This is a genomic window from Tsuneonella aeria (genome assembly GCF_009827495.1).
Classification (GTDB): domain Bacteria; phylum Pseudomonadota; class Alphaproteobacteria; order Sphingomonadales; family Sphingomonadaceae; genus Tsuneonella; species Tsuneonella aeria.
On the sequence record NZ_WTZA01000002.1, the window covers coordinates 303,420 to 319,276 of the forward strand.

The 15,857-nt window shown below is 65.8% G+C and carries 17 protein-coding genes; 1 reads left to right on the top strand and 16 read right to left on the bottom strand.

The window, feature by feature from the left end; translation table 11 throughout:
* Window positions 1-247: 247 nt before the first annotated feature.
* From GRI40_RS14160 to GRI40_RS11985, 3 genes are read right to left on the bottom strand one after another with little or no spacing between them, the layout of a single operon-like run.
* Complete coding sequence (locus tag GRI40_RS14160) at window positions 248-508, bottom strand: DUF6961 family protein (protein WP_407701072.1); 261 nt, start codon at window positions 506-508, stop codon at window positions 248-250.
* On the bottom strand, window positions 448-588 hold the full coding sequence (locus tag GRI40_RS11980) for a hypothetical protein (RefSeq protein WP_160611791.1): 141 nt from the start codon (window positions 586-588) through the stop codon (window positions 448-450). The genes GRI40_RS14160 and GRI40_RS11980 overlap by 61 nt, the downstream gene beginning before the upstream one ends.
* Window positions 579-1,187, bottom strand: a complete 609-nt coding sequence (locus GRI40_RS11985; protein ID WP_235510494.1) for a thermonuclease family protein — start codon at window positions 1,185-1,187, stop codon at window positions 579-581. The genes GRI40_RS11980 and GRI40_RS11985 overlap by 10 nt, the downstream gene beginning before the upstream one ends.
* Window positions 1,188-1,318: 131 nt before the next feature.
* On the opposite strand from GRI40_RS11985, the gene GRI40_RS11990 reads away from it, so the two are divergent.
* Window positions 1,319-1,528, top strand: coding sequence for a hypothetical protein (locus tag GRI40_RS11990; RefSeq protein ID WP_057883296.1), 210 nt, complete (start codon window positions 1,319-1,321; stop codon window positions 1,526-1,528).
* 1 nt (window position 1,529) lies between these two features.
* Here GRI40_RS11990 and GRI40_RS11995 read toward each other — a convergent pair whose 3' ends face one another.
* The 13 genes from GRI40_RS11995 to GRI40_RS12055 are packed head-to-tail and all read right to left on the bottom strand — an operon-like array spanning window position 1,530 to window position 15,856.
* The gene (locus tag GRI40_RS11995; RefSeq protein WP_160611792.1) at window positions 1,530-4,232 is read right to left on the bottom strand and encodes a conjugal transfer protein TraG N-terminal domain-containing protein; all 2,703 of its coding nucleotides are present in this window, start codon (window positions 4,230-4,232) and stop codon (window positions 1,530-1,532) included.
* Window positions 4,233-4,244: 12 nt separating this feature from the next.
* Window positions 4,245-5,693, bottom strand: coding sequence for a conjugal transfer protein TraH (locus GRI40_RS12000; protein WP_160611793.1), 1,449 nt, complete (start codon window positions 5,691-5,693; stop codon window positions 4,245-4,247).
* On the bottom strand, window positions 5,683-6,489 hold the full coding sequence (locus GRI40_RS12005; protein WP_160611794.1) for a conjugal transfer protein TraF: 807 nt from the start codon (window positions 6,487-6,489) through the stop codon (window positions 5,683-5,685). Before GRI40_RS12005 ends, GRI40_RS12000 begins: the two co-directional genes overlap by 11 nt.
* A complete protein-coding gene (locus tag GRI40_RS12010) occupies window positions 6,489-8,216 on the bottom strand; it encodes a conjugal transfer protein TraN (RefSeq protein ID WP_160611795.1) in 1,728 nt (575 codons plus the stop codon). Before GRI40_RS12010 ends, GRI40_RS12005 begins: the two co-directional genes overlap by 1 nt.
* Window positions 8,213-8,962, bottom strand: a complete 750-nt coding sequence (gene trbC, locus GRI40_RS12015) for a type-F conjugative transfer system pilin assembly protein TrbC (RefSeq protein ID WP_123321791.1) — start codon at window positions 8,960-8,962, stop codon at window positions 8,213-8,215. The genes GRI40_RS12010 and trbC overlap by 4 nt, the downstream gene beginning before the upstream one ends.
* Window positions 8,959-9,972, bottom strand: a complete 1,014-nt coding sequence (gene traU, locus GRI40_RS12020) for a conjugal transfer pilus assembly protein TraU (protein WP_160611796.1) — start codon at window positions 9,970-9,972, stop codon at window positions 8,959-8,961. Before traU ends, trbC begins: the two co-directional genes overlap by 4 nt.
* Entirely contained in the window at window positions 9,969-10,601 is a 633-nt protein-coding gene (traW, locus tag GRI40_RS12025) for a type-F conjugative transfer system protein TraW (RefSeq protein ID WP_160611797.1), read from the bottom strand. The genes traU and traW overlap by 4 nt, the downstream gene beginning before the upstream one ends.
* Window positions 10,598-11,107, bottom strand: a complete 510-nt coding sequence (locus GRI40_RS12030; protein ID WP_057883303.1) for a S26 family signal peptidase — start codon at window positions 11,105-11,107, stop codon at window positions 10,598-10,600. Before GRI40_RS12030 ends, traW begins: the two co-directional genes overlap by 4 nt.
* Complete coding sequence (locus GRI40_RS12035; RefSeq protein WP_057883304.1) at window positions 11,104-11,484, bottom strand: TrbI F-type domain-containing protein; 381 nt, start codon at window positions 11,482-11,484, stop codon at window positions 11,104-11,106. Before GRI40_RS12035 ends, GRI40_RS12030 begins: the two co-directional genes overlap by 4 nt.
* The gene (locus tag GRI40_RS12040; protein ID WP_200956687.1) at window positions 11,477-11,869 is read right to left on the bottom strand and encodes a hypothetical protein; all 393 of its coding nucleotides are present in this window, start codon (window positions 11,867-11,869) and stop codon (window positions 11,477-11,479) included. The genes GRI40_RS12035 and GRI40_RS12040 overlap by 8 nt, the downstream gene beginning before the upstream one ends.
* Window positions 11,866-14,427 carry a type IV secretion system protein TraC gene (traC, locus tag GRI40_RS12045; RefSeq protein ID WP_160611798.1) on the bottom strand — a complete coding sequence of 854 codons (2,562 nt, stop codon included), beginning with the start codon at window positions 14,425-14,427 and terminating at the stop codon, window positions 11,866-11,868. The genes GRI40_RS12040 and traC overlap by 4 nt, the downstream gene beginning before the upstream one ends.
* A complete protein-coding gene (locus GRI40_RS12050; protein ID WP_200956688.1) occupies window positions 14,424-14,999 on the bottom strand; it encodes a hypothetical protein in 576 nt (191 codons plus the stop codon). The genes traC and GRI40_RS12050 overlap by 4 nt, the downstream gene beginning before the upstream one ends.
* Window positions 14,996-15,856, bottom strand: a complete 861-nt coding sequence (locus GRI40_RS12055; RefSeq protein WP_057883306.1) for a DsbC family protein — start codon at window positions 15,854-15,856, stop codon at window positions 14,996-14,998. The genes GRI40_RS12050 and GRI40_RS12055 overlap by 4 nt, the downstream gene beginning before the upstream one ends.
* Between the last annotated feature and the right edge of the window lies 1 nt (window position 15,857).

The window sequence follows — 15,857 nt, forward strand, 5'->3', positions numbered from 1 at the left end:
CCTAATAAGAACATAACAGGAACACAAGCAAGATGCGAGTCGAGGTTAGTAGCAATGACGTTGTTGGACCGGATCGAGATACATCTCATCAAGCACCGCATCTCCGCAACACGCTTCGGCCGCCGCGCAGTCGGTGACCCAAGGTTCGTACTCGACCTGAGAACGGGGAGGCGCCCCAGACGACGCACTCTTGAAAGGTTGAATGCCTATCTCGATCGGATCGAACGCGGCAGTGAAGGCAAAGGCCTTACGAGGACGGATCGTCTTCCTGCCGGTCCGCGAGCCTGTCAAAACGGCGAGCAACCTCCTGCCACAGCCGAGCCCCGTCCTTTTCACCACATCGAGCAAGGGCGTCTATTCTCTCGGCAATGAAAGAAGGCCCGCGATTGCCGTGTGCCTTCTCAACCCAAAGCGCCACGCCCCACAATTCCTGCTCTCGTGTGAGGGTCACATCAGCCAACCGACAGCGCACGCGATCGCGAACAGCATCGCGGCCCCGATCACCCACGCTTCGAGATGGAGTTTCCAGGCGTTCGCTTCGTCCTCGGCGCGCTCTTCGTCGGTCTGCCAATCGCGCATCAGCACCACGACTCCCGCCGACCGGTCCAGGTGCGGGCCAGGTTTTCCGATACCAGCTGATCACCTAACGATCTGCCACTTCGAATTATGACGCGAAGCTTGCGTCCGAACTGGTCCTCGTCGCGGTTTCCGATCGGGCGCAGCTCTAACTCGCCACCGTTGAGCAGCACCACAAGCCGATCGCGCGCACGAATACCTCTCTCGTACTCCGCATTGCATTTCGGCGAGGAAATCTCCGGCGTGTCGATATCGGCAATGCGGATCTTCACGCCCTCGAGCCAGATCGTGTCGCCATCTACCACGCACGTCTTTCGAATAGTTCCGCACACGGCGAAGCTATGCATCGCCCTTGCTTGCGCGCTCGCCGTACTGAATCGACAGTTGATTCCGACGAGCCCGCCGATAGCTCCCGCCAGCAGACCACCGCCAACAAGCATCGCGAGCGATCGGCGTTTCGCCCGTTTCTGCCGATGTAACTCCTGGCGGAAGTCGAAGATCACCGCCCCCGGTTTGCCAACACGCTGCTTCTCTGATCTGCGCTGGAACGTCATGCAAATGCCAGCCAAGTCGTTCTGAGGATCGCGTGCTTCATTAGGATTGTCTGCCATCGCCGATGCAAAGGTCCAAGTCCGGCATATCGTATTCCCGAAACTTTTGAGTTAAGTTGCTGGCTGCGCGCCTCCAACGTCTCCCAGGAAGAGCAGAGGTGGGCGGTTCTGGTTCGTGAAGGAGTTGGTCGATGAGTGATCCAGACAAATCCAGGAACTCCGGCGGCCAGGATTGGCAGGGCTTTCGCGAGGTCGACCGGGCTATCGCCGACGACCGAATGGCTGCATACACCTGGAAGAAGGCCTGGGCCGATCCATGGGAGCGAAGGGCCCTGATCTTTGCCGGGATCATTGCGCTCGGCTTCATCGCATATGTGATAATCTACGACGGGTTGATTTGATCTACCACTTCTTCACATTGTCGGCAGCTTCCGCTGACGCACCTCGTGCGTCCCGCGTTCTACCCTCCAGGTCATCTGTAACGCGGTCCACTCGTTGCTCGCCCCGCTCCTGAACTCTCGCGACTTCCTGCTCAATCTCCTCGCGATCGCCGGACGAGCCCGACAACTCTCTTGGTGGTCCTCCGAGCCTGACCGAACCACGCACATCGCTTTGAGAACTTACGTCGGGGCGTGAAATCGGCGCAAAGGCAGGCAGAACAAGGTCGTCGGCGATGTCACCATGCAACCGGTCCGCGTAGCTCTCGACGAAGCGCGCCTGCAACTGCTGCCCTTGGGCGCTCATCTGGAACTCGATGTCATCGAAGTGCACCGGGCCGTAATAATCCCGGTTGGCTTCGATCTCGGCCATGCCCCACTCGCGGTAGGCCTGGCTGAGATTGAGCGATCCGGCCGCAGTGGCGCTTTCGTACCAGCTCGCCTGATTCTCGAGGCGGCTGGCAAGCTCTTCGGCGCGGCGTGCTTCGACGGTGTAGCTCTGCGCCTCGGTGAGCGAAGTGGTGAGACCTGAGGCATTGCTCGAAACCAGCGCTTCCGAGCTCGAACTTGTCTCGCGCAAGAACCCTTCGCGCGTGGTCGACCAATTCTGGCTCTCGGAGATCTGCCTGAGCGCACCAAGCACCCGCGACCGCTCCTCCGAAGCGATCCCGATATCGCTGTCGGTCCAACTCTGGTTTCGGCCGCCGCGCACTCCAGCGGTACCACTGAAGACCTTTCCGTCAGCTTTAGCTCCCACACCCGCGTCACCATTCAGGAACCATGACACCGTGATGTCGTCAGCGGCGCGGCGGGACAGCCCGAACTGCTGCTGAAGCGTCTTGGAAGCGCTGTCGACTTCGTTGAACGCGCTACCGATGCTGTCGCTGGTGGAAGTACCGCTGACGCTCTCGTTCGAGCGCGAGCGCGTGTAAGCATCGCGGATCTCGTTGAACCGCGTGACCGCCGAGCTCGTGGATTGCTGGGCGAGGTTGGAGAAGGTCTCGCTCTGACCGCGGCTCTGGCTCGCCATGGTCGAGAGCCTACCACTGAAATCCTGGCCCAGCGTCGGGCTGAAGGGATAGCTCGACGTCGGCACATGCGCGAACTCGGCACCGGGGAAGCCGGTGGTCTGCGTGCCACTCTCGCCGAAGCTGCGAGTCTGACCCGCGCCATAGGCGATGTTGGGCGCAAGGTTGCCTTGGGCGAACTGGCGCGAGAACACGCTCGAATTGTCGATGTTCGAATTGCCGAGCGAGACGTTACCCGTGCTCGCTTCGCGCGCGGCTTCCTCGGCCGCGTTCTGGCTCGGGTTGAGGTAGGAGGTCGCCTGGGTGGAGATGGCCATGGCGCCCTTGGCGACGCCGCCGGCGAGGAACGGCACCGAGGCGACGAGATAGCCGGCCAGCACGCCGATATCGCTGTTGACGTCGCTCATTCCGCCAAAGGTCGCCAGACTCAGCCCTGTGCTGCCGCTGGCTGCCGCGACATCGCTCGCGCCCTTGAACATGAGGATCATGTGCAGGATGACGAACAGCGGCCCCCAGGCGGCAAGATAGAAGAAGCCCGTGACGTAGCCCCTGAGCGCTAGAGGTCCGCTCCTGGGCATCAGGAACAGCGGAAAGAGCACCGGAAACAGCGCGTAGAATACGACGGTCAGCACGACGTTGAGGATAGGCACCCATTTCATGGCATTGTGCGCGATTGACGAATAGGTCCGCTCGGTCTGGATATCGGCGCGGGTCTGCGCGAAGACATCGACGCTGGTCGTGCCGCTCGCGCCGGCAAAGCCGTGCATCGCCTGGTTCATTGCATTGATGGTGAGGACCTGTCGGAAGATGGCGCTCGCGCTTTGCGAGACGCCGCTCAGATACTGATAGGCGACCGGCAGGTCGGCGAGAAGCTTGGCCCTGGCGAGCGCTTCGGTCTGGCGCGGGTAGAGCTGGCGGCCCGCGACCAGCGTCATCTCGTCGATGAGGCCGGCCCACTGGTTCGATAGCGACGTATAGGCTTCGCGGCAGGTAACAATCGAGGCGGTGACGCTGTCATCAGCCTGGCGGGTCACGAACTTCTGCGCGCGCGCCGCGCTGCCGGGCGCGATCGCCGCCCAGATGTCGTTGCTCTGCGACAACTCCTTCATCGAGTAGCGGCCGAGCAGCAGGTCGTAGAACACGCATTGCCGGACATGCTCGTCGAAATTGGCGGCGAACTCGGGATCGTTAATGCGCAGGGAACGCGTTGCCTCGAGCAGCCGCGCGCCGTAGATCATGCCGTTCTTCGAATAGTTGAGATCGTCCGGCAGGCCGAAGACGAGCTCCGCCGAACGCGTGAGATAGTCGCCGGCCTGGCTGGTGAAGCTCGCCATCAGCGCGAGCCCGAGCGGAACATTGGCGACCGTGGCCGGAGCGAGGCCGGGATTCACGCGGTCGGTGACGTGCACGTCCATCCGCGGCACCATCAGGCACATGTAGATGAGCGTCGCGCCGAGGAACCAGTTGAGCCAGGCGCGCCAGTCCTGATTGAAGGCGAGCACGATGACCGCCAGCGCCATTCCCATCACCAGCGCGACCTGGATCAGGCTCTTGTAGCCGGCGGCGCCGGTCCAGGCGGCGACGGCGTTCAGGACGTTGACGATGTATTCGCCGCCGCCGACCGTGAATATCTCGACCACTTGCTTGATCCCTTACGGTACGATCGAGCGCGACTGCAGCCCGCGCGACCAGTCGAGCGCCGCAGCCATCGAGGGTGACATCGAGGCGGCAAGCATGTTCTCGATCATCGCGGTCTTCTCGATGATCTGGACAATTGCGGTGATGCGAGCCTGTCCGTTGGCCTGCCGATGCGCGAGCTGGCTGCGCACCTCCGCCACCTGCGCGCGCCACAGCGCGAGCTTCGCTTCGTCGGCGGCAATAAAGCTGGCCATCGAACGGCCCGCTTCGGAGACGATCCGCTCGAGGATCGCGTGGAGCAGATCGATGCTCGCGACTTCGGCGAGAGTCGCCCGGTCGTCGGTCGCCATACCGCGTCCGAACGCCGCCTGCACGGTGAGGATCTTGTAGAGCGGCAGCGAGGCAACCTGGAGCAGTTCCTTTTCGGTCTCGCCGATCGCGGTATCGGTGCGGATGGCCTCGACCATGTTGCCGATCATCAGAGCGACGCGTGGCCTGATCGCCTTCGCGCTGGGAAGGCTCAGCTGCTGGAAGCTCGGATTGAGGCACTGGTCGGGCTCGTCGCACTGAAACACGCGCACGCTCTGGCCCTGCGTCCCGTCGAGCAGCGCTGTCACCAGCGTCGAGGAGGCGTCGCCCGCAAACGGCACGAACCTGCCGGGCTCGTCGTCCTTGGGCGGCACGTAGATGACCGTTCCGATCAAGGTCATCGCGTATTCGGCAAGCTCGCGGTCGAAGGTGCCGCCGGGGTTGAAGAAGGCGCTCTGCTTGAGGACATGCCAGGTGTAGTTGCGCGACACCCCGGGATTGACGTCGGCGAAGTCCTCGCCGCCGTTCTCGTTGGTCGAGGCGCGCTGACCCCGGGTGCCGCAGCCATGCTTGGCCGCGGCATAGTCGGTGAAGATGCCTTCGGAATTGCCGATCGCTTCGCAGATTGCCTTGTCGGCAAGATCGCCCTTCGGCCACACGCCACCGACCAGCCCTTGCGCCATTTCGCAGGAGTTGATCGACAGCTCGTTCATGAGCTGCGCCTTCTGGCTGAACTCCTGCATGATCTTGTTGCACTCGGGGCAGATCGTGTCGATCGCGAGGCTGAAGGCGAAGCCGACGGCGTTGTTGGCAACCGCCTTCAGCAGCGCAACCATCTCGCTGGCGTTGATGAACGAAAAGGAGCCGGCGAAGATGTCGATCCCGCCGCAGCCGGCCCGCGCGCGCGGCAGCTGGAGATTGGCGATGTTGGTCGTCTTCTGCGGAAAGCGCGTCCACACATTGCCCATGCTGTAGTAGCCCGCCGACTGGCCTTCGAAGGCGGTCGGCCCGGTTACGTTCGCCGCTCCGCCCATGTCATCCATGAACCGGTCCATGCTGTCGCCGACGTTTGCCGAGGCGGGAGCGGCAAGCGGGGCGGCGACCATGCTCGTGGCGGCCAGCGCAAGCGCAATGGTTCTGGGCCTAGTAATCATGTCCGGCTTCCTTCGAGGTAAGGAGATAAATGCGGTCCTGCAGCTCGTCGGCCGAGAGCACGCCGTAGCCGATCGGGATCGGGCGCTTCCCGACGCTGTCCCACAGCACCACCGCCGGGGTGATCCCGGGCTCGAGCCCCATGCGCGGCCGCTGGCCCTTCTCTACGCTGTAGTCCGGGAAGTGCCGCGACGGCCCGCCATCGGTCGAGATCGCGCGCACGGTGATGCGCCAGCGTGACGCGACCGCCTTGACGATCGGACTCATGACTTCGCAGGCGCCGCAGGTCTGGGCGAAGAAGTAGAACAGGCCGTAGCGCTCGGAGAGCCGGGCCATCACGACGTCGCGCTCGGCTGCGCGGGTATCCTGCCACTGCTTCTTGGCAAGCGCGCCGACGGGACGTTCGAGCGTGTAGTCGAGCGCCGGATCCTGCCACAGCGCGCGCTGCCAGACGTCGGAGAAGAGCGAGGCGCGGTCGAGCTGTTCGCGCTGGAAGCGGATGTAGGCGGCGACATTGTCAGGCGTGGGGCGAAGGATCGCCTGTGCCTTCAACTCGCGTAAGGTCCCCGTGATCGCGTCGAGCTCTTCCGCGGCACTTGTCGAGGCCTGCGGCTGGGGCTCTGTCTCACGAGGCGTGGGCGCAGGCCTCACGCAGTAGAACCAGTAGCCGAGCTTGCGCTCCGCGCAGTAGAGCGCGTCGGCGGCATCATTCGTCGCGCCTGCGTCCTGGGCCGCCAGCGGGCCAGCCATGTACAAGCCTGCCGCCGCGCAGAGCGCGAGTTTGGTGGCGCTCCGCATCACTGTGCTTCCCTTGCGTAATAGTCCTGGATCTTCTGCTGGATGATGGTGCTGGTCTCGAGCTCGTCCGGCAGCCGCGCGGCGTCGGTGAACTCGGCATAGACTTCGGAGAAATCCATCTGGCTGAGGTCGAGTCGCGCGAACTCGTCGAGCGTGAAACCCGTACAGGTCTCGGTCTTCGGCTTGCCCCAGGGCTTGGGCAGCTGCCGCCGGCCCTGCTCCTGCAGGATCCGCGAGAGCTTGGACTCAAAGCAGCAGTAAACCTTCTTCTTGGTCAGACACACGCCGAGGAAGCTGTCGGAGCAATAGGTGCCGACATAGGCGCAGAGCCCCTGCGCATCGCGCTCGTGCAGCAGGACTTCCTCGCGATCGCAGCCGAGCGCCACCAGCAGGCTGATCCCGGGGATGAGCGGGAATCCCTTGCCCTTGCAGCAGTTGAGCACGCCGAAGACCTTCGACGAGCAGGTGTCGCGGGTTCCGCGAAACAGCGTCAGCGTTTGCGGGTCGAACTGCCCGCGCGCCTCGTTCATCGCGTGAAGCGCGGTCACCGCATCCTTGAACTCGTCATTCGCTTTGCGCTCGATCGTCTCGCAAGAGCCGTCGATGCAGTAGACGTCGCCGTCGCAGACATATTGCGTCTCACCCGTTTCACCGGCCGGAAGCGGGCATTCGTAGACGCGCTCCCAGGTTTCGCATGCTTCGTCGCCGCTCAGACACTCCTCGCGCACGAAGCGGCAGCTTCCCTCATCCTCGAGCGCAGAGCAGTCGCTGGCGGCGCTTCGGGTGACGCAGGTATAGCTGCGCTGCCAGGCCCAGCAGGGCCGGGTGACCGCGATGCCGTCCACTATCCGGGTCTGCGGCGCGCTGTCGGTGCAGATTTCCGCGTCGAGCGTGCAATTGCCGTTGCTCGCGAAACCGGCGCACTGGCTCTCGTCGGGGGCGGCAGCTACATCCGTTGTGCTTGTGACTGCATAGGGCGTCCGGCCCGACACCGGAGCGTCGCAGGTCATCTCGGTCAGCGGTTCGCCCGGTTCCGAGCAGAACCGCGTGTAGCCATTGTCGAACCACTGCAGGCAGCGGCCCTCGCGCTGGCCGGTCGCGCGGCAGCTCGCGCCGGCGAAGCCTTCGCAGACTGGCTCGCCCGAATTGTTGAAGTCGCCGAACCTGCTGCAAAGGTAGTGATACTGCGGCCGCCGGGTAACGCTTGCGACGAGCGGAACCCTGCACTGGCCGGCGCTCTGGTCGATCCGCGTGCCGGTATTGCAGGTCGCAAAGTAGGTCCCTGCCGATCCGGCGCCGGGAGGAAGCGGTACGCAGGTTCCCTGCGCGCCGCCTACCGCCATGCCGCTGGTATAATCGAGCGGGGTCTCGCTGATCGTGCGGCTCCGTGCGAGCATGTCCGAGATGTCCTGCGGGTCGAACTCGGCGCGGCTGGCCATGCTGTCGCGGATCGCGCGCAGCGCCGGGTTCGTCGTTGCGGTGGCCCGTGCACGCGCCTCGATCTGCTCGGGGTTCTGCGCCAGGTCCTGCAAGTCGCGCGTCGCCTGCGGATCGTAATTGGGGACGCGGTTCGCATCGACGGGCGCCGAAGCCGCGTCGCGCGCGGTGTCTAGCAGGTCTCTTGCTGTCTGCTTGCCATCGGTTTTGGCCGCCTCGGTGGTCTGTGCGGTGCTCGCGTTCGGCAAAACGAGGATCATGGCGAGCGCGGCGGCAATCATCCGGGTCATGGCCAGTCCCCTTCGAGGCGAGCGAGGTGAAGCCGCGCAAGCGCCGCGCCGGGGCCGCCGCCTCGCGCGAAGGTCTCGAGAACATGGGCGACGCTGACATTGCCCGCGATCCGGTCGTGCGGCGGGACCACGCTTCTGCAATCGAACCCGTCGCACGGGCTGAAATCGGTGCTGAGCATGACGAAGCTCGGCGCGGCCTTTATGTCGAAGGCGCGAAAGAGCCGCGGATCGACGCCGAGCGATCCGGCTTCGCTGCCGTCGCTCCAGATCGCCGCGAGGCGCTTCTTGAAGCCTTCGCTGTCGCCTTGCGGAAACCCGCGCAGGACGGTGACCCCGCCCGCGCGGCCCATGTCGCGCACCAGCGCCCTGAGGGCCTCGGGCGGCATCGACAGCGAGGCGAAGGCGATGAAGCGCGGTCCTTCGCTCAGCGATGCCGTTTCGGCTTGCGCCTGGGCACGGACCATTGCGTCGAAATCGAGCGCATGATTAGTGAGGTCGGTGCCGACGCTCTCGACATAGGCCGCACGGTTGGCCTGCGCGCCGTTCTGCGTGCTGCGCGCATCCTCGGCGAGCACATCGGCCCGCTCGCGCACCGCGGTGGCAAGCGCCTCGGCATCGCCGGCATGTTCGGCTGCGCGCGCGCGGATCGCATCGAGATCGAGATCGCCCGATGCGCTTTGCGCAAGCGCCAGACCGCCAAGCGAGAGGGCGAAGACGAGCGGGAGGAGCAGAAGGGACTTGGTCATAGAGCGCAGCAGTTCCTCTTGCGCCAGACGAGGTATCCCATGTCCTCGCCGATGGCGGGGACGACCTGTCCGGGCTCCTGGAGCGTGGTGGAGGTGCCGATCGGCGGGCAGGCGTAGCGCCCGCTCGTCGCCGGATTGGGATTAGTTGCCTGGAAGCGGTATTGCTGCTTGCGCATCACCGGCATCAGGTATTTGCCGCACAGGCCCTTCGAGCCCATCGTGCCCCACGAGACGAGCTCGCGGTGAAGCTTGTAGGCGAAGCGCGAGAGCACGAGCCGCGAGGCTTGCACGTGCCCGATGGAGGCAGAGACATTGCCGTTCATCGGGTACATCGAGCCTTGGCAGCCCGCGCACCAGAACATCTCGTCGATCGGTAGCTTGGCGGTCGCCGCCGCGCAGTCGGCGGCGCAGACGGCCAGCGCCAGCGGATTGGCGAACAGGACCGCCTCGGGATTGATGATCGCGGTGAGTTCGCTGTCCTGCCACAGCGGATCGATCTCGGAGATGTAGAGAATGTCGATCGAACCGGGCTCGAGGCAGAGGAAATCGGCGACGATCTCCATCCAGTAGATCAGCGGATAGGCGTACCAGTGGACGTGCCAGCTCGAATAGTACTGGCTCGCCCCGCCGATCGCCGACGGCCCGGAGATCGAACGGAAGCCGATGTCGAAGCCGGGATCGAGCTTCATGCCGCCAAGGTTTACGAAGCACCAGGGCTTCATGCTGACATCGGCGAGCCGCACCGGCTCCCAGAACCCCATCGCGATGCCTGGCCTCAGGCCGCACAGACACACGGGCAGGTCGGGATTGTCGGGATCGGGGCGGCTGGAGGGCCAGATCTCAAGCCCACCGACCGAGATCGGGAACAGGCACGACCAGCAGATATCGGTGATCGGGTTGACGAAGCTGCCGGTGCACTTGCCCGGCCCGGCATCGGCCGCGGCGGGCGCCGCCAGAGCCAGCGACACGGCAGCGAGCAGTGCGGCGGCGAATTTGCGCAGGGCTCTCATCGCGCTGGCTCCTTCTTCGCGGAAAGCGCGATCTCGCTCACGGCGAGCAGTCGACCCTGTTGGCGCACGCGCGCGGGCACGGCCCTGATCCCGAAGCGCTCGGTGAGCTTGCCGCCCTGGTCGAAATAGAAGCGGCGCTGGCGGGCCTTCATCAGCTCGAGCGGCGCGCCACTGATGAGGATCAACTTGGCCTGCCGGTCCTGCTTGAGCGCCCAGGCGACCTGCGCCGCGTCGTCGCCGTCGAGGAAGAGGAGGTCGGCGCGTAATACAACGCTGTCGAGCGGGTTGACCCGGGTGCCCGCGGCATGGATCAGCTCGCCCTTCGCGCCCCTGATATCGGCGGCAAGCGTGATCGTCGGATCGAAGGACCAGCTGCGATCGTCGATCGCGCGCGCGATCCCGGCGACCGGGTCCGGGCGATTGACGCGCGCCGCCGTGCGTCGCTTCAACTGGTCGTTGAGCTTCGCGGTCTCGCCCGATTTTTCCATCGCGACGAGGCGCGAGTGGATCTGCTCGAGCAGATCGCGCTCGATCACCGGAAAGACCGCGCCTTGCTGGCCGTAGTCGCGCGCCTGAGCGGCAGCCGGCAAAGCAAGAGCGATTGTCAGGACAAGCGGGAGGCGGATCACAGGATCGCCCTCCCGCTGCCGAGGATCTGCCCGGCGCAAACGAAGCCGATCGCACCGTAGCGACTGTCGAGTCCGCGTGGATGATCGGTGCCGGTGTAGTAGCAGTTTGCAGGAATCGTTCCTGCGGGACCTCGCGTCAGGGGTACGCCGAGCCGGGTCTTGCCGAGGCGCTTCGCGACCTTCTCGCCGTTGATGAGGACAGCCATGCCGTGATGCGTCACGACATCGCCGGGCAGGCCGAGCACCCGCTTGCCGAACATCTGCGGATCCGATCCGAAATGGGTTTCGATAAGCGCGCTGGGCGGCGGCTCGAAGAAGACCAGGCTGCCGCGCTCGATGGGCGCGCGCTTGTCCAGCCAGAACGCCCAGTTGGGCAAGCTCGGGCTCGCGTTGAGCAGCAGGGCGTGGTCCTTGCTGAAGGCGTCGAGCGGCGCCCAGGCCAGCGGCAAGGCGCACAGCGCGCAAAGGATAAGCGGGCGGCGCCAGTGAATGGAGGGACGCTTCATCGGCGCGGCTCCTGCTGGAGCTTTGCGGCAATCCGCCGCTCGAGCTCGGGTGTGGCGTCCTCGGCCGCGCCCGCGAGCACCGCCTCGGCGACCAGCACGACCCGTCCGTCGCGGCCCATTTCGGCGACCGACGCTTCGGCGGCCTTCAGATAGGCAAGGCTCGCCGCCTGCACGGCCTGCGGCTCGGCATCGGCGCGCGCGGCTTCGTCGACGAACTTCCCGATGGTCTCGGCGAGACGGACCGTAACGATCCGCGGCGGTGGGTTCTCGGTCACCGCGCGCGTGATCCACGCGGCCCAGAGCAGCGCAGCGGCAAGGCCGAGCGTCGCGAGGATTCCGAGGGCTAGCCTGGGGTGGGGGAGCCGCAGTCTAGTCATGACGCCTGTCTCCTTCGGCGAGACGGCGCTCGAGCCGCCGGAGGAAGGCCGGCAGGCGCAGCAGCGCGTAACAACCCGCGGCAAACAGGAACGCGACCTTGAGGTCCTGGCTGAACAGGTGCCGGGCGACCGGCTCGGCGAGCCGGTAGTGATCGGCAAGGTTGCCGAGCTGCGCGAACAGCAGTCCCAGATCCCACCCCGCGAGGAACAGGAACGCGAACAGCGGCAGGCCGAGCACGACGAGCACGATGTTCATCGCAAATCCCGCGGCCTCGATCAGGACGAGGCAGGTGCCCTGCGCCAGCGACCTCGTGTCGATCTGCCTCGCCCGGCTTTGCCCGCTTGCAATGCGATCGACCGGCGTTTCGTAGTCGAGGACCATCATGCGGCTCCTCGGGCCGAGCCGGCGATCCCCGCGACCTGGCCGATCGCCTTGTCGAGCGGCATGCCGTCGGCGACATGCTTGTGGATCGCGGCATAGGTGTCGGGATCGGACGAGAAGATTGTCGCCGAGAACGGGTCGAGCACGAGCCGGCCGACTGCCTCGATCTCTGGACCCTTGATGTAGACTTCGCTGTATTCGGTGCCCGAGCGCTTGAGACTGCGGATCAGCGTCTCGGTGCGGTCGTCCATTTCGAGCCGTGCTTCCTTGCGGAAATCGGCGATGGTCTCAGCCTTCTGCTGGAGCACCAGCATCCAGTCGCTGTTCTCGAGCGCGGCGCGCGCCCCGTCCGACTTGTAATAGTCGTTGAGCGATTGCGTGGCGGTCGCGAGCGCGCCGCCGTATTTGCGCGCCGTGCGGGCATAGGTCTCGACGAACTCGCCCATCGAACCGCCCTTGAGCATGGCCCAGGCCTCGTCGATCAGCAGCAGCTTCTTCGTCGAGCGCGAAGAGCGGGTCATCGCCTGACCGGTCATGAACATGATCGCCGAGAGGACCACGCTCCGCAGCTCCTCGCGTGAAGCAAGATCGCTCATCTCGAAGACCGTGAAATCGTCCTCGAAGGCAAAGCTCGCCTTGCCGGAGAAGAACCCGGCATAGCTGCCGCCGCGGCAGAACGGACCGATCGCGGTCGCGAGCTCCCTGCCGGCCTCGTTTGTTGTCGAGTGGAGCGCATGCGCGACATCGTCGATGCTGCCGCCGCTGCCGAGGCTGTCCCAGACTTGCGTAATCGCGCGGTCGATGAGGCCGCGCTCGGTATCGCTCGGCGCCGTGCTCGGACGCGCCATCTGCCCGACGATCGCCTTGATCATCGCGAAGCAGTCGAGCCGGTAATCCTCGTCGCTTTGGGCGCGGGCATCGTCGACCATCGAGAACGGGTTGAGCGAGAAGCCCGAGGCGAGCGTGAACTCGACGAAGCGCCCGCCCTGGAGCTTGACCGAGTGCTCGAAGCTGCGGCCGTCGTCGATCACCACGACCTTGGCGCCCGCGCCCCGTAGCGCCGCGCACAGTTCCTGCAGCAGTACCGACTTGCCCGAGCCCGACTTGCCGCAGATGGCGATGTTGTGGTTGCCCGCGCGGTTCTCGAAGGGCGACCAGAAGAAGGGCTGGCCGCGCCGGCCGACGAGCAGCAGATGCGGAATGTCGCTACCGAGATACTCGCCCTGCATCGGCGCGATGTTCGCCGCGGTGGTCGAGAGCATGGTCTTGAGGCGCTTGAGCCGCGTCATGTCGCTTGCGAGCCCATCGGCGAGGCTCAGCGGAAAGGCGGCGATCAGCCCCTGGAGCTGGAGAAAGCGCTCGTCGGCGAGGTCCCAGCCCGCCGCCTTGTAGATCGCCTTGACCACGCGCTCGTGCGTGTCGCCCTGGCCGAGCGGCGAGATCGTGGTCAGGCCGTAGAACAGCTTGACCAGCTTCTTGCCCGCCTGGAGCTCGGCCTGGACATGGCGCCATTCGGCCGATTGCTCGCCGAGCCGGGGCAGGAAGCGCGCGCTCTTCGTGTCCGAGAGGCTGGTGGTGCGCATGAACTTGTAGCCCGCGCGCGCGGCGGCGGCTTCCTGGTCGGGATAGACGAGGCACAGCATTGTCGCCGTGGGGCACGGGAAACGCAGCTTGTCGGTGAACATGTCGCCGATGAGGCGCGCGCATTCCCACGGCGCCCAGCGCTCGGGTGTCGAGCGCACGGCATAGTGGCGCAGATCGAAGCGGTCGGGATAGCATTCGCCGACCTGCGGCACGCCGTCGCGGTCGCGGCCGGTCTCGCGAAAGCGCTCGGTGCGCAGGATCAACCGGTCGTCCTCGACCTCGAGTTCGATGTCGCGGCGGATCGCCTGGAGGTCGAGCGTCTCGTGGCGGTTCCAGTCTATCCGGTCGGGCTCGCGCGCCGTGGTCGGCGAGGTCAGCTCGTCGATCAGCGACAGGAGGCCGTGCGGCTCGAGGCTCGCCGCGTGCAATCCCAGCGAATGGAGCATGCCGAGCAAGCCCTCGCGGCATTCGGTAAGTTCGGCATCGCTCACATTGCCGGGCAGGGGAACGCCCAGCGACAGGATCAGCCGGGTGGCGCGCGCGTGGAACGGAGCATGCGCCGAGCCTGATTGCCAGACCAGATCATACAGCCGCTGCGTGCGCGCCCGCGCGATCGCCTCGTAAATCCCGCCCTGCTCGTAACGCGGCGCGAACCAGGGACCGACCACCGAACCGATCCGGGGCGAAGCGAAATTGAGCACCTGCAGGCAGGCGCCCGCCGGCATCCCTTCGGAGAAGAACTGCCCGAGGATCTCGCCGGTGCGCTCGTCCGCGCCCACCAGCGGGGTCACTTCGAGCACGAAACCCTTCGACGCGCGGTTGCGGTAGAGGCCGGTGCGCTCGTCATAGACCCGGTAGGGCAGCCAGTCCGACAGCATGTCGAGCATCAGCGGCGCACGGGCATGCTCCGCGCGGTCGGTATCGGCGAAAAGGCCGGAGAGCACCGCGTCGCGCGCGGCGCCAAGCGAAAAGCTCACTGCTGGTCTCCTTGTTCTGGGGCTGGTTGGACAAGCGGATGGGGCACCCGGCCGGGGGAGGCGTTACGACCGGGTGCCCCGGGTTCCGGCGCATCTGCGCCGGGTATCGCCGGACCGGGCTGCGAGGGGAGGAACAGCTGGTCCGGCAATTCGGGGAGGTTGGGATCCTGGGAATTCTCGGGCTCCGGCGCGCGAGCGACCGCCTGGCCGATTGCGCGCAGCAGCTCGCCGGTCCCGCTCGGCTGCCGCCAGCCTTCTGCAGCGGGCTCGGGCAGCACGACTTGGACCACGCGCGCCTCGTGCTCGCGTCCTGCTTCGTCGCGGTGCGCGGCAAGCACGATGCGCAGACTGCGACCCACGGACGTCCGGCCCTGTGCGGAAGCGACGGGCAGCGTCTCCTGACCGGCAGCCACACCGGTCGCCTGGGCGTCGATCAGCGAGGTAGGGGCGCAGGTGCCTTCGGGCGCGCGGCAGGCGAAATTGCCCTCGACGTTGCCGCCGAGCGTGGCGCAGCCGGCGAGCAGCGATGCCGCGACAATCCCGCAGGCGAGGTTGCGGATGCGCGCGCTCATGACCGCGGCCCTTTTTCGCCCGCGGCGAACGCGCGCAGCGTCTGGGCATCGCGGAAGCCGTGGAGCACCGCGCCGTCGCTGGCGCGTACAATGACCGGCGTACCGGCAAAGCCGTTGGTCTTCGCGAAGGATTCGTTGGCATCGAGCGCTTTGGCTTTGGCGCAGGATTTGCCGTTGGCCTCCAGCTCGCCGGCATAGGCAGCGTGGAGCGCCTTTGTGGGATCCTTCGCGCAGAGCACCGTCTCGGAGAGCTGCCGGCTCGCCGCGCCGAAGATCGAGATCGGGCGCTCCTCGACCTGGACCTTCGCCTTGACGAGTTCACCCGCAAGGCGCTGGCAATAGCCGCACTGGAAATCCGAGAAGACCACCAGCCTCGCGCCTTTCGGGTTGCCCCAGCGGATTGCGCCCTCGGCGGGCAGGCTCGCCAAGTCGACTTTAGCCGGCGCAACGCTCGAAGTGGTCTCGTTTTGTTCTGAACGTGCCCGGGCGCCGCCCGCGGCCAGCAGATCGGGATTGAGTTCGAGCAGCCGCGCGGCGGTAACATCGCGCCGCTCTTCCATGTCGTAGAGCCGACCCACGAAGAGGTAGCGCGCGGTCTCGTCGATATAGAACAGCGTGTCGCCCGAGACGACCTCACACCACGGGCCGAGCGTGTCGCAGGTCAGCGCGTCGACCGGCGTTTTCGGAAGGCGCAGCTTGAGCGCGGCGGCGACATCGCTTGCGAGACCGGCCGCATTGGCGGGAAGCGCGGTGACGGCGGCGACGCCGAGTGTCAGCACCGTGGCGGCGCCGGTCATCGCGAGCGCGACATGGGCGGCGCGGGCTTTGAGGCCCGGGCGGGTATGCGTAAAATTCATG

Bases quoted from the DNA above. Each gene is read 5' to 3' on its own strand.
- GRI40_RS12010 (WP_160611795.1), bottom strand. From the start codon at position 8,216: ATGACCCGGATGATTGCCGCCGCGCTCGCCATGATCCTCGTTTTGCCG.
- trbC (WP_123321791.1), bottom strand. From the start codon at position 8,962: ATGACCAAGTCCCTTCTGCTCCTCCCGCTCGTCTTCGCCCTCTCGCTT.
- GRI40_RS12050 (WP_200956688.1), bottom strand. From the start codon at position 14,999: ATGAGCGCGCGCATCCGCAACCTCGCCTGCGGGATTGTCGCGGCATCG.
- GRI40_RS12005 (WP_160611794.1), bottom strand. From the start codon at position 6,489: ATGCGGAGCGCCACCAAACTCGCGCTCTGCGCGGCGGCAGGCTTGTAC.
- GRI40_RS12000 (WP_160611793.1), bottom strand. From the start codon at position 5,693: ATGATTACTAGGCCCAGAACCATTGCGCTTGCGCTGGCCGCCACGAGC.
- GRI40_RS11985 (WP_235510494.1), bottom strand. From the start codon at position 1,187: ATGGCAGACAATCCTAATGAAGCACGCGATCCTCAGAACGACTTGGCT.
- GRI40_RS12055 (WP_057883306.1), bottom strand. From the start codon at position 15,856: ATGAATTTTACGCATACCCGCCCGGGCCTCAAAGCCCGCGCCGCCCAT.
- GRI40_RS12035 (WP_057883304.1), bottom strand. From the start codon at position 11,484: ATGACTAGACTGCGGCTCCCCCACCCCAGGCTAGCCCTCGGAATCCTC.
- traU (WP_160611796.1), bottom strand. From the start codon at position 9,972: ATGAGAGCCCTGCGCAAATTCGCCGCCGCACTGCTCGCTGCCGTGTCG.
- GRI40_RS11990 (WP_057883296.1), top strand. From the start codon at position 1,319: ATGAGTGATCCAGACAAATCCAGGAACTCCGGCGGCCAGGATTGGCAG.
- GRI40_RS12040 (WP_200956687.1), bottom strand. From the start codon at position 11,869: ATGATGGTCCTCGACTACGAAACGCCGGTCGATCGCATTGCAAGCGGG.
- GRI40_RS12030 (WP_057883303.1), bottom strand. From the start codon at position 11,107: ATGAAGCGTCCCTCCATTCACTGGCGCCGCCCGCTTATCCTTTGCGCG.